Here is a 12,819-nt window from a genome sequence, read left to right as displayed (position 1 = left end):
TCAGACAACGTGCGCCATCATCCGGCGAGTCAGTGCACGCCAACCCGGTGAGGAGCGCCGAGTCATCGTACAACCTACAATCACGCACCATTTCAGGGCGCCGCCCTGGGTTCTGCCGATTGCTCGCCGTGCCAAGCTCATCACCCGCCTCGCCGCTCACCGACCGCAAGACCGTCTTCCTGCTGGCCACCTTCTGCTGCCTGCTCTGGGGCAGCTCCTACCCCGCCATCAAGGGCGGCTACGCGCTGCTGGGCATCATGCCGACCGACATCCCGGCCAAGCTGGTGTTCGCCGGTTGGCGCTTCGCGCTGGCGGGCGTGGTGCTGCTGGCCTGGGCCGCCCTCAGCGGCAAGCGCGTGGGCGGCTGGTCGGGCCGGCAGATGGGCCAATTCGCCTTGCTGGGCCTCACGCAGACCACTCTGCAATACGTGTTTTTCTACATCGGCCTGGCCTACACCACGGGTGTGAAGAGCTCGATCATGAACGCCACGGGCACCTTCTTCAGCGTGCTGCTGGCGCACTTCCTGTACCGCAACGATCGCCTGAGCTATGGCAAGGCGCTGGGCTGCGCGATCGGCTTCGTCGGCGTGATGGTGGTGAACCTGGGCTCGGGCCTGGGCGGCCTGCTGGCGCTGGACTTCACGCTGCTGGGCGAAGGCTTCGTGGTCATCGCCGCCGCCGTGCTGGCCGCCGCCAGCATCTACGGCAAGCGCGTCTCGCAAGGCATCGACCCCATCGTCATGACGGCCTGGCAGCTCGCCATCGGGGGCGCGGCGCTGCTGGCGGCCGGCTATGCGCTGGGCGGCGCTCTGCGCACGCTGACCGTGGCCTCCACCGCCCTGCTGGCCTACATGGTGCTGCTGTCCTCGCTGGCCATCTCGATCTGGAGCCTGCTGCTCAAGCACAACCGCGTGAGCCTGGTCACGGCCTTCAACTTCATGGTGCCGGTGTTCGGCGCGCTGCTGTCTGCCGCGTTCCTGGACGAGAGCATCCTGGAATGGCGCAACGCGGTCGCGCTGGGCCTGGTCTGCCTGGGGATCTGGCTGGTGACGCGGGAGCCGCAGGCGGGGGCCGGGGGCGGCAAGCCCTAGCTGCACGGCGCGCACCTGCGGCAGATGGCAGGACGGACGGCGCGATGCGCGTTTGAGGGCAAGGCCGGTCGCGCAAGCCCCCACCCACGGGAGCCTTGCACTTCGTAACAACTGGCAGGCGCCCTACTGCATCCAAACCCACCCCCCATCGGTAGTGCCCATGAGCCCAGGCCATTCCGGCCTGCGCCACCCATCCCTACAAGGGGCACCCGATGTTTTCTCGCACCGCAGTCCACTCTTCCCTGCTGGTCCTCGTCACGGCCGGCCTTGTCGCCTGCGGCGGCAGTGGCGACGATGACGAACCCGGCACCGTGCAGGTCGGCGACACCATCGTGCTGACCAGCTCGGACCGGCTGCTGTCCTTCAACCGCGCCGCACCGGCCACGCAGGTCGGCGCCATCGCGGTGACGGGCCTGGCCAGTGGCGAGACGCTGCTGGGCATCGACATGCGGCCGGCCGATGGCGCGCTGTACGCGCTGGCCAGCACCGGCACGCTCTACACGCTGGATGCGGCCACCGGCAAGGCCACGCGCAAGTCGACGCTCGTTGCCCTGGCCGGCGACAGCGCGCCCTACGCCGGCCTGGCCGGCACGCAGTTCGCGGTGGATTTCAACCCCGCGGCCGACCGCCTGCGCGTGGTCAGCAACACCGGCCAGAACCTGCGCATCAACGTGGACACCGGCGAGACCACCACCGACGGCACCATCACGCCCACCAGCACCAGCGTGACCGCCGCGGCCTACACCAACTCCTTCGCCGGCACGGTGGCCACGCAGCTCTACGGGCTGGACGTGGCCGCCGGCCGCCTGGTGCTGCAGGACCCGCCGAACGACGGCGTGGTAAACGCCGGCGTGCCGCTGGGCGTGGTGGCCGATGCGGCCAACGGCTTCGACATCGACGCACGCAACAACATCGGCTACGCCGCGCTGCGCGTGGGCGGCAGCACGGGCCTGTACACCATCGACCTGGCTGCCACCGGCAATGCCGCCACGCGCGTGGCCGAAATCCCCGGCGGCGAGGCCGTGAAGGGCCTGGCGCTCAACATGCCGGCCAAGCTGCAGACGCTGGCGCTCACCGCCGACAACCGCCTGGTCAGCTTCGACCCGGCCGCGCCGAACACCCTCACCGCCAACACGGCCATCACGGGCCTGCAGGCCGGCGACACGGTACTGGGCGTGGACTTCCGCCCCAAGGACGGCCTGCTCTATGCGCTGGCCACCGGCGGCAAGCTCTACACCATCGACCCGGCCACGGGCGCGGCCACGCTGCGCGCCACGCTGGCGGCCGACCCTGCCGACGCCACCGCGCCCTACGCCGGCCTCACCGCCGCGCGCTACACCGTGGACTTCAACCCCGTGGCCGACCGCCTGCGCGCCATCGGCAACGACGGCCAGAACCTGCGCATCGTCGTCGAGGCGATCACCACAGGCGGCACCACGGTGCCGGCGGGCCGCACCATCACCGATGGCGTGGTCAACCGCGCGGGCGTGCCGGCCTCGGTGATCGGCTCGGCCTACACCAACAGCTTCGCCGGTGCCACGGCCACCACGCTGTTCAACCTGGACGAGGCCAGCGACGTGCTGACGCAGCAGGTGCCGCCGAACGACGGCACGCAGGTCAACGTGGGCGCGCTGGGGCTGGACATCGGCAGCGCCGCCGGCTTCGACATCGCGGGCGGCGGCAACGGCGTGGCGCTGGCGGCCCTGCGCAGCGGCGCGGCCGGGCCGTTCTCGCTGTACGCGGTGGCGCTGCCCACGGGCGCGGCCACGCTGTACCGCAACACCAGCGGCAATGCGGCGCAGTCCCTGATCGGCGGCGCCGGCGGGCCGACCAACCTGATCGACTTGGCCGTCCGCTTCTAAAGGGATATGCGTGTGGAGCGGGTGCCATTCCTAGAATGGCGCCCGCCCTATGCCCCAAGCCACCGACTTCGACTACGAATCCACCGTGGAAGCCTGTGCCCGTGGCGATGCCGAGGCCCTGCGCGCGCTGTACGAGCGCGAGTCGCGCTGGCTGCTGGGCGTGGCGATGCGCATCGTGCGCGACCGCCACACGGCGCACGACGTGCTGCAGGACGCCTTCGTGGCCATCTGGCAGCGCGCCGGCACTTACCAGCGCGCACTGGGCTCGGCGCGCGGCTGGGTCTACACCGTGGTGCGGCACAAGGCGCTGGACGAGGCGCGCCGCGCGGCGCGCGAAAGCCCGGCCGGCGACCTGCGCGATGCGCTGAGCGCTCAGCCCGACGAGACGGCGTTCGATGCGTCCGCACTGTCAGGCCATGCCGACGCCGCCGCCCTCACGCGCTGTCTTGACGCACTCGATACGCCGAAGCGAGACTGCATCGTCAGCGCCTTCGTCGAGGGCCTGACGCACGAGCAGATCGCCACCCGCCTGGCCGCGCCGCTGGGCTCGGTCAAGTCGTGGATCCGGCGTGGATTGCTCTCGCTCAAAGCCTGTCTGTCATGAATCTGCAGGACCCCGAAGAACGCAGCGTCGCCGCCGCCGAATACGTGCTTGGCACGTTGGACGCGGCCGCCCGTGCCGAGCTGGAGGCGCTGCTGCCCTCCGACGCGGCGCTGCGCGCCGAGGTCTATGCCTGGCAGGACCGGCTGCTGCCGCTGGCCACGCGCGGGCCGGCCGCCGAGCCGGACGCCAGCCTGTGGCCCCGCATCGCCGAGCGCATCGCGCGGCCGGCGCCCTCGGCCCCGCCTTCGCCCATGCCCGCCGCGCAATCGGCCACGCCCGCGGCCAACGACGCGCTGTGGCGCAGCCAGCGCCGCTGGCGCGCCACGGCCCTGCTGTCGATGGCGGCCACGGTGGCACTGGCGGCCGTGCTGGTGCTGCGCCCGCCCGAGACGCAGGTGCGCTACATCACGCTGCTGCAGGCACCGGAGACACAGCGCACCGGCTGGGTGGTCGAGGCCACGTCGGGCGAGCGCATCCGCCTCGTGCCGATCGAGGCCGGCGCCGCCGTGCCGGCCGGCAAGTCGCTGCAGTTCTGGACCAAGCCCCAGGGCGCGGACCGGCCCACTTCGCTGGGCCTGGTGCAGCCCGGCACGCGGCTGGAGCTGCCCGTGGAACGCTCGCCGGGCCTCGGCGCCGAGCAACTGTTCGAGCTGACGCTGGAGCCCCAGGGTGGCTCGCCGACCGGGCTGCCGACCGGGCCGATCCTGTTCGTGGGGCGCTCGGTCCGCCTGTAGCCGGTCAGCCGGCCGGGCGCTCCGAAACGAACTTCAGCCCCACGCCCGGCTCGGTCACGATGTAGCGCGGCGCAGCGGCCGAGTCGCCCAGCTTGTGCCGCAGCTTGCCCACCAGCACGCGCAGGTAGTGCGCATCGTCGGCATGGGTCGGGCCCCACATCTCCTTGAGCAACTGCGTCTGCGTGATCAGCCGGTCGGGCTGCTGCACGAGCAGCGCGAGCAGCGCGAATTCCTTGCGCGCCAGCGCGACGGGCTGGCCGTGCAGCAGCACCTCGCGCCGTGCCAGGTCGATGCGCAGGCTGCCGTCGTCGTAAGCCGGTGCGACGGCGCCCTCGGCGCGCGCCGCGTTGCGCAGCAGCACCCGCACGCGCGCCATCAGCTCGGCGATGCCGAAGGGCTTGGTCACGTAGTCGTTGGCGCCGGCGTCGAGCAGGGCCACCTTCTGCTGCTCGTCGTCGCGCACGGTCAGCACGATCACGGGCACGCGCGACCACTGGCGCAGCTCCTTCAAGACGTCCTGCCCGTCCAGGTCGGGCAGGCCCAGGTCCAGCACCACGATGTCGGCGCCCTTGCTGGCCAGCAGGGCCAGGCCCTCCTGCCCCGTGGCGGCCAGCAGCGTGGCGTAGCCCTGCGAGCGCAGGCTGATGTCCACGAACTTGCGGATCTGCGGCTCGTCGTCGATGACCAGCACGCGCGCGGCCGGGGTGGTGGAGGTCGGGTCGCCAGCGAGCGTCATGCTGCGATTGTCTCCACCGGCTCCGCAGGGTTCATCGGCAGGCACAGCCGGATGGTGGTGCCCGCGCCGCCCGGCCCGGGCAGGGCCTCCACGCTGCCCATGTGCGCGCCCACGATGCCCTGCACGATGGTGAGCCCCAGGCCCGTGCCCTGGCGGCCACGGTCGCCGCGCTCCACGCTGTAGAACATGTCGAAGATGCGGCGCCGCTCGTCCGGCGGGATGCCGGGGCCGCGGTCGGAGATGTCGATCGCCAGGCGCCCGTCGTCCGCCCGGCGCGCCTGCACCCGGATCGCCTCGCCCGGCGGCGAGAACTTGGCCGCGTTCTCCATCACGTTGAACAGCGCCTGTTCGATCAGCGCCGGGTGCACGTGGATCAGCCCCAGGTCGGCCCGCACGTCCGTCTCCACGCGCGAGCCCGGCACGTAGCGCTGCAGCCGGCGCGCGGCCGAGCCCACCAGCTCGTCCACGCCGATCCAGTCGCGCGCCAGCGTCAGGCCCTGCTGGCCCAGGCGCGTCATGTCCAGCAGGTTCTGGATGTAGCGGTCCAGGCGCTCGCCTTCGACGCGGATGGTGTCCAGCAGGCTGCTGCGGTCCTCTGCCCCCATGTCCTGGCCGTAGTGGGCCAGGCTGTCGGCCGCACCGATCATGGATGCCAGCGGCGAGCGCAGGTCGTGCGAGACGGACGACAGCAGCGCCGAGCGCAGCCGCTCGGTCTCGCCGGCCACGCGCGCGGCCTCCAGCTCGGCCACCAGGCGCGCGCGCGCCGCGGCCTGGCCGATGTCCTCGGTCATGCTCTCGGCCAGGCGCCGCTGCTCGAACGACAGCCGGCCCATGCCGGCCGGGAAGCGCAGGCCCACCACGCCCAGCGTCTGCGCGCCGTCCGGGATCGGCAGGAACCACCAGCCGGCGTGGGCCAGCGTGTCGGTGTAGCGGCCGCTGGGCTGGCCGTGGCGCTGCGCCCAGTCGGCGGCGGCCAGGTCCTTGTCGCTGAGCATGTCTTGCGCTGCTGCCGGGCCGGCCTCGGCCTGGATGCGGACCCAGGCCTCGGCGTGCAGCGTGGCCTGCAGCACGGCCGCGCTGGCCGCGATGACCTGCCCCAGGTCGGCCGCCTTCGAAAGTTGCCGCGCCAGGTTCTGCAGGGCCGTGGCCTGCGCGTTGGCGGCGCGCAGCGCGATCACCTGCATGCGCAGCCGCGAGGCGAGCCGACCGGCGATCAAGGCCGCGGCCAGGAACAGCAGCACCGTGGCCACGCCGCGCGGCGCGCTGATGAGGAAGGTGAAGCGCGGCGCGATGAAGAAGAAGTCATACGCCAGGAAGCACAGCACCGCCGTGACGAAGGCCGCCGCCATGCGCGTGCGCGAGGCCACCAGCATCACCGCGACCAGGAACACCGGCGCCAGCTCCTGCAGGCCCAGGAACTCCTCGGCCGCCGCCGCAGCGCCGATGGCCCCCAGCGTGGCCGACGCGATCAGCGCCGTCTCGCGCCGGGCCAGCCGCTCGCCGGCCAGGCCCTGCAGCTGCCGCCCGCGCTGGCGTGCCAGCGGCGTGCTAACGATGGTCAGCTCGTAGCGCGCGCCGCGCTGCAGCAGCTGCTGCGTGAGCGTGCGGTTGAAGATGCGCGCAATCGGCCGCTCGCGCGTGCGGCCGATCACGATGGCCCGGGCGCCGCGCGCCGAGGCCGCGTCCAGCAGCGCCTGCACCACATCGGTGTTGTGCAGGATCTCGGTGTCGCCGCCCAGGCTGCGCGCCAGCGCGAAGGCCTTGTCCAGCTCGCGCTGGCGTTGCTGGCCGGCCTGGGCCGTGCCGTGCTGCGCCGCGCCGTGGCGGTCCAGGTCGTCGGCATGCAGCGTGGCGTCGGCCGAATGGCCCGTGTCCACCGTCACCACCGACCAGGGCGCGCCGCGCCGCTCGGCCATGCGGGCGCCGGCGCGCACCAGGTAGTCGGACTGGCCCTGGCCGTCGATGGCGATCAGCACATGGCGCTGCAGCGCGATGCCGGCCAGCCCGCGCGCGGTGCGCGTCTCGCGCAGGTCGGCGTCCACCTGCTCGGCCACGGTCTGCATGGCCAGCTCGCGCAGCGCCGTGAGGTTGGACGGCGAGAAGAAGGCCTGCAGCGCCTGCGTGGCCTGCTCGGGCAAATAGACCTTGCCCTGGTTCAGCCGCTCGATCAGCTCGCGCGCGGGCAGGTCCACCAGGCGGATGTCGCGCAGCCGCTCGAACACCGCGTCGGGCACGGTCTCGCTGACGCGCACGCCAGTGATCTGGTGCACCACGTCGTTCAGGCTCTCCAGGTGCTGGATGTTGACCGTGGTGTAGACGTCGATGCCCAGGTCCAGCAGCTCTTCCACGTCCTGCCAGCGGCGTTCGTGGCGGCTGCCGGGCGCGTTGCGGTGGGCCAGCTCGTCGACCAGCGCGATGGCGGGCTTGCGCGCCAGCAGGCCGTCCAGGTCCATCTCGTCCAGCAGCCGGCCCTGGTACTCGACGCGCTTGCGCGCGAGCTGCGGCAGGCCTTCCAGCATGGCCTGCGTCTCGCTGCGGCCATGCGTCTCGACGATGCCCACCACCACGTCGATGCCCTGGCGGTGCAGCTCGCGCGCGCGGGCCAGCATGGCGTAGGTCTTGCCCACGCCCGGGGCAGCGCCCAGGAACACCGTGAGCCGGCCGGCGGCCTGCCGCCGCAGCGCGCCGATCAGCGCGTCGGCCTGGTCGGTGTTGTCAGTTGCCATCGGCCCTTGTTCCGGTCATGCGAGGCGCAGCATAGCGGCTCGCCCTGCCGCGCTCAGGCGGTCCATTGCGCGAAGCTGCGGCGGATCTGCGCGGCGCTCCGGCCCGCGTGCAGCGCGGCGCGGAACGCCGCGTCGGAGAACAGCGAAGCGACCTGCGCCAGCACATCCAGGTGCGCCTGGCTCGCCGGCGTGGGCACCATCAGCGTGACGACGTCGCACACCGGTTGGCCGTCCGGGGTCTCGAAGTCCAATGCGGGCGCCAGCCGCGCATAGACGATGCGGATCTGCCGCAGGCCGCTGACGCGCGCATGCGGGATCGCCACGCCGCAGCCCAGGGCCGTGGTGCCCGCCGACTCGCGGCGCTGCAGCGCCGTGGCCACGGCGTGGGCCGGCACGCCGTGCAGCGCCTCCATGTGGGTGCCGACGGCTTCGAACAGTTCGCGCTTGTCGCGTGCGTGCAGGTCGAGCAGGATGTCCCGCTCGTCCAGGTAGTCGGTCAAGGTGCCCATGGCTCAGCGCACCTTGGCCGCGTCCAGCGCGAGGTTGAGTTGCAGCACGTTGACGCGCGGCGCGCCCAGCACGCCGAACTGCCTGGCTTCGGTGTGCTCGGCCACCAGACGCTGCACCACATCCGGCGCGAGGCCGCGCACGCGGGCCACGCGCGCGACCTGGATCGCCGCGCCCGCGGGGCTGATGTGCGGATCGATGCCGCCGCCCGACTGCGTGAACAGCTCGCCCGGCACCTGATCCGGCGCCACGCCCTCGCGCTGCGCGATGGCGGCGCGCGTCTCGGCCAGTCGCTTGCGCAACTCGGGGTTGGTGCGTGCCTGGTTGCTGCCTGCCAGCGCCATGGGGTCGTAGCCTGCGGCGGACGGGCGCGGCTGGAAGTACGACTCGCCGACGAAGGGCTGCGCCACCAGCGCCGAGCCCACGACCCGACCGCCGCGTTCGATCACGCTGCCGTTGGCCGCGGCCGGGAACAGCGCCTGGCCGATGCCTACGCCGGCCAGCGCATACAGGAAGCCGAAGCCCAGCAGAGAGAGGATCGTGAGCACGATGGCCCCGCGCAGCACGCCGTGGCCGGCCGGTTGGATGGCGTCGAGGGGGGGCCGCAGGGCGGCCGTGGTGGTGTTCATGGTGTGTCTCACAAGGCGAAGAGTGCGGCCAGCACGAGGTCGATCAGCTTGATCGCGGCGAACGGCAGCAGCACGCCGCCCACGCCGTAGACCAGCATGTTGTTGCGCAGCAGCGCGTTGGCGCTGGCCGGCTTGAAGCGCACGCCGCGCAGCGCCAGCGGGATCAGCGCCGGGATGACGATGGCGTTGAACATCAGCGCCGACAGCACCGCGCTCTGCGGGCTGTGCAGCTGCATCACGTTGAGCACCGCCATCTGCGGGATGGCGACCGCGAACAGCGCGGGCAGGATGGCGAAGTACTTGGACACGTCGTTGGCCAGCGAGAAGGTCGTCAGCGCGCCGCGCGTGATGAGCTGCTGCTTGCCGATCTCCACCACGGCTAGCAGCTTGGCAGGGTCGGAGTCCAGGTCCACCATGTTGCCGGCCTCCTTGGCCGCCTGCGTGCCCGAGTTCATGGCCAGGCCCACGTCGGCCTGGGCCAGGGCCGGCGCGTCGTTGGTGCCGTCGCCCACCATGGCCACCAGGCGACCGCCGGCCTGCTCGGCGCGGATGCGGGCCAGCTTGTCCTCGGGCCGGGCCTCGGCGATGTAGTCGTCCACGCCCGCCTCGGCCGCGATGTGGGCCGCCGTGAGCTTGTTGTCGCCCGTGATCATGATGGTCTTCACGCCCATCTCGCGCAGCCGGGCGAAGCGCTCCTTGATGCCGTGCTTGATCACGTCGGACAGCTCGATCACGCCCAGCACATGGCGCCCGTCGCTGACGACCAGCGGCGTCGCGCCCTTGCGCGCCACCTCGTCCACGCGCGCCTGCAGCTCGACCGGTGCGCGGCCGTCCAGCGACTGCACGTGGCGCACGATGGCGTCGATGGCGCCCTTGCGGATCTGGCGCTCGTCGACGTCTACACCGGACATGCGCGTCTGCGCCGTGAACGGCACGAAGTGCGCCTGGGCCGGGTCCACCAGCGGCTCGCCCTTTTCGCGCGCCAGCTTCACGATGGACTTGCCCTCGGGCGTGGGGTCGGCCAGCGAGGCCAGCAGCGCGGCCTGGCGCAGCTGCGATGCGTCCACCCCGGCGAGCGCATGGAAGGCCGTGGCCTGGCGGTCGCCGTAGGTGATGGTGCCGGTCTTGTCCAGCAGCAGCACGTCCACGTCGCCCGCCACTTCGACGGCCTTGCCGGACTTGGCCAGCACATTGGCCTTGAGCGCGCGGTTCATGCCCGCGATGCCGATGGCCGGCAGCAGCCCGCCGATGGTGGTGGGGATCAGGCACACCAGCAGCGCCACCAGCAGCACGACATTGATCTGCACGCCGACGAAGCCGCCGATGAAGGGCAGCGTGACGACCACGGCGAGGAAGGTGACGGTCATCACCATGAGCAGGATTCCGAGCGCGATCTCGTTCGGCGTCTTCTGCCGGTTCGAGCCCTCCACCAGCGCGATCATGCAGTCCAGGAAGCTCGCGCCGGGCTCGGCCGTGACGCGCACGACGATGCGGTCGGACAGCACCTTGGTGCCGCCGATCACGCCGGACCGGTCGGTTCCCGACTCGCGCAGCACGGGGGCGGACTCGCCCGTGACGGCGGCCTCGTTGATGGTGGCCAGGCCTTCGGTGATCTCGCCGTCGGCGGGGATGAGCTGGCCCTCCTCCACCACGACCAGGTCGCCCGGGCGCAGCTCGGCGGCGGGCACGCTGGTCTCGTGCCCGTCCTGCAGGCGGCGCGCCACCAGGTCCTTGCGCGCACGCCGCAGCGAGGCGGCCTGGCCGCGGCCACGCGCTTCTGCCACAGCCTCGGCGAAGTTGGCGAACAGCACGGTCAGGAACAGGATGGCGGTCACGGCCCAGCCGAAGCCGGCGCCCGTCCAGCCGGCCAGCGTGGCCACGGCAGTGAGCACGGTGCCGAGCCAGACCACGGCCATCACGGGGTTGCGCACGGCATGCTGCGGCGCCAGCTTGAGAAAGGCGTCGGCCACGGCCGGCTTCAGTTGCATTGCATCCATGGGAATCTCCTCAACGGGCCAGCAAGGGGGTGAGCGACAGGTGGTCGGCCACCGGCCCCAGCACCAGCACCGGCATGAACTGCAGCAGCGTGAGGATGAGCACGATGCCGATCAGCGTCAGCGCGAAGGTGGGGCTCTCGATCTGCAGCGAGCCCGAACCTTCCGGCGCGCGCCGCTTGGCGGCCAGCATGGCGGCAATCGCCAGCGGGATCACCAGCGCCGGGTAGCGGCCCAGCGCCAGCACCAGCGCGCAGGTCACGTTCCACCACGGCGTGGCGTCGCCCAGGCCCTCGAAGCCCGAGCCGTTGTTGGCGAAGGCCGACACGTATTCGTAGAACACCTGGCTGATGCCGTGAAAGCCCGGGTTGGAGATGCCCGCCACGCCCGGCAGCGCCAGCGTGAGCGCCGTGAAGCCCAGGATCACCACGGGCTGCAGCAGCACCAGCACGGCCAGCAGCCGCACCTCGGGCCCTTCGATCTTGCGACCGAACAGCTCGGGCGTGCGCCCCGTCATCAGGCCGGCCAGGAACACCGCCAGCAGCAGGTAGACGATGAACTGCTGCAGCCCGCAGCCCACGCCGCCCCAGACCGCGTTGATGAGCATGTTGACCATGGACACCAGGCCGGTGAGTGGCGCGGTGGAGTCCAGCATGGCGTTGACCGAGCCGTTGTTGACCTGCGTGGTCAGCGAGGCCCACAGCGCCGAGGCACCGGTGCCGATGCGCAATTCCTTGCCCTCCATGAGCGCGATGTCGGTGGCGGTGCGCGAATAGCCCTCGGACCACAGCGCCAGGCCCGAGGAGATCACCGACATCGTGAGCATGGTGCCGAACACCAGGGCGCCGAACCGGCGGCGGCCAGTGAAGGGGCCGACCATGAAGACGATGCTGACGGGGATCAGCACGATGGCCACCATCGACATGAAATTGGACAACGGCGTCGGGTTCTCCAGCGGCACGGCGCTGTTCGGGCCGTACCAGCCGCCGCCGTTGCTGCCCAGCTGCTTGATGGCCACCATGGGCGCCACCGGGCCGAGCGGGATCTTCTGCTCCTTGAACTCCGCACTGGCCTCGACCGGGCTGGCCACCGGGCCGGCGGCCAGCGTGGCGGGCACGCCCTGCCAGGTGAGCAGCGCCGACAGCGCCAGGCACAGCGGCAGCACGAAGCGCAGCGTGGCGCGCACCACGTCGGCCCAGTAGTTGCCCACGTCGATGGCCTCGCTGCCGGCCGCCTGGCGGCCGCCAAACAGCCCGCGCAGCGTGGCCGCCACGATGGCCAAGCCCATGACGGGCGTGACCACCTGCAGGCCCACGATGCCCGTCATCTGCGACAGGTAGGACAGCTGGGCCTGGCCCGCGTAGTGCTGCTGGTTGGTGTTCGTGAGGAACGAGACCATGGTGTGCAGCGCCAGGTCCCAGGACATGTTGGGCACGCCGTCGGGGTTCAGCGGCAGCCAGGCCTGCGTCATGAACAGCACCCAGACCGCGAGCGCCAGCAGCGCGTTGGACAGCAGGAAGGCGCCGGCGTATCCGCGCCAGGTCATGCCCTGCTGCGGGTGCGTGCCCAGCAGCCGGTACAGCGGCCGCTCGATCCACGCAAACAGCGCATCGCTGCGCATTGCGTCGCCGCGCATGACGGCGGCCAGGTAGTGGCCGAGCGGCCAGGCCAGCGCCAGCACGAGGGCCAGCAGCAAGAGGGACTCAGCCATGGTGGGTGGCTCCGTCCGGGTCGAAGAAACGCATGTCGTATCCGCGGTCGCATGGCAAAAGTGCCGGCCGTCAGTGTTCGACGGGAGGGCATCAAATTGCCATTCGCGGCAGGCGGGTGGGCGTCAAATCTTCGTAAATTCGGCCGGTGTGGACGAGCGCCGTACGGCTGCAACCGACGACTGGCCGGGGAACGTCACCACGCGATTGCGCTTCGCGTGCGGCGT

10 protein-coding genes are annotated in these 12,819 nt (G+C 71.6%); 4 read left to right on the top strand and 6 right to left on the bottom strand.

Translation table 11 applies throughout. The features are described from left to right. The first annotated feature begins 128 nt into the window (after positions 1–128). The 4 genes from ASF43_RS01970 (at position 129) to ASF43_RS01955 (ending at position 4,291) form a co-directional block, all read left to right on the top strand. Positions 129–1,091 (top strand): DMT family transporter, encoded by a 963-nt coding sequence (locus ASF43_RS01970; protein WP_056178004.1) that lies wholly within the window; start codon positions 129–131, stop codon positions 1,089–1,091. 212 nt (positions 1,092–1,303) lie between these two features. After that, positions 1,304–2,953: a DUF4394 domain-containing protein gene (locus ASF43_RS01965; RefSeq protein ID WP_056175909.1), complete on the top strand. Its 1,650-nt coding sequence runs from the start codon at positions 1,304–1,306 to the stop codon at positions 2,951–2,953. A 49-nt stretch (positions 2,954–3,002) separates the two neighbouring features. Continuing rightward, the gene (locus ASF43_RS01960; RefSeq protein ID WP_056175906.1) at positions 3,003–3,557 is read left to right on the top strand and encodes a sigma-70 family RNA polymerase sigma factor; all 555 of its coding nucleotides are present in this window, start codon (positions 3,003–3,005) and stop codon (positions 3,555–3,557) included. Then, entirely contained in the window at positions 3,554–4,291 is a 738-nt protein-coding gene (locus ASF43_RS01955; protein WP_056175903.1) for an anti-sigma factor domain-containing protein, read from the top strand. Before ASF43_RS01960 ends, ASF43_RS01955 begins: the two co-directional genes overlap by 4 nt. Positions 4,292–4,295: 4 nt before the next feature. Here ASF43_RS01955 and ASF43_RS01950 read toward each other — a convergent pair whose 3' ends face one another. Genes ASF43_RS01950 through kdpA form a run of 6 tightly spaced genes read right to left on the bottom strand, consistent with a single transcriptional unit; the run spans position 4,296 to position 12,594 of the window. Beyond that, complete coding sequence (locus ASF43_RS01950; protein ID WP_056175901.1) at positions 4,296–5,027, bottom strand: response regulator; 732 nt, start codon at positions 5,025–5,027, stop codon at positions 4,296–4,298. Continuing rightward, positions 5,024–7,753, bottom strand: coding sequence for a sensor histidine kinase KdpD (locus ASF43_RS01945; RefSeq protein ID WP_056175898.1), 2,730 nt, complete (start codon positions 7,751–7,753; stop codon positions 5,024–5,026). Before ASF43_RS01945 ends, ASF43_RS01950 begins: the two co-directional genes overlap by 4 nt. Before the next feature lie 53 nt (positions 7,754–7,806). Next, on the bottom strand, positions 7,807–8,262 hold the full coding sequence (locus ASF43_RS01940) for a PTS sugar transporter subunit IIA (protein ID WP_056175895.1): 456 nt from the start codon (positions 8,260–8,262) through the stop codon (positions 7,807–7,809). Positions 8,263–8,265: 3 nt separating this feature from the next. Next, the gene (gene kdpC, locus ASF43_RS01935) at positions 8,266–8,889 is read right to left on the bottom strand and encodes a potassium-transporting ATPase subunit KdpC (protein ID WP_056175892.1); all 624 of its coding nucleotides are present in this window, start codon (positions 8,887–8,889) and stop codon (positions 8,266–8,268) included. Between the two features lie 8 nt (positions 8,890–8,897). Continuing rightward, complete coding sequence (gene kdpB, locus ASF43_RS01930; protein ID WP_056175888.1) at positions 8,898–10,886, bottom strand: potassium-transporting ATPase subunit KdpB; 1,989 nt, start codon at positions 10,884–10,886, stop codon at positions 8,898–8,900. 10 nt (positions 10,887–10,896) lie between these two features. Then, complete coding sequence (kdpA, locus tag ASF43_RS01925; protein ID WP_056175885.1) at positions 10,897–12,594, bottom strand: potassium-transporting ATPase subunit KdpA; 1,698 nt, start codon at positions 12,592–12,594, stop codon at positions 10,897–10,899. Positions 12,595–12,819 lie beyond the last annotated feature (225 nt).

This window comes from Pseudorhodoferax sp. Leaf267 (genome assembly GCF_001422405.1).
GTDB lineage: Bacteria > Pseudomonadota > Gammaproteobacteria > Burkholderiales > Burkholderiaceae_C > Pseudorhodoferax.
The sequence above is the reverse complement of the archived record's forward strand: the minus strand, read 5'-3'. Positions and strand labels throughout refer to the sequence as shown.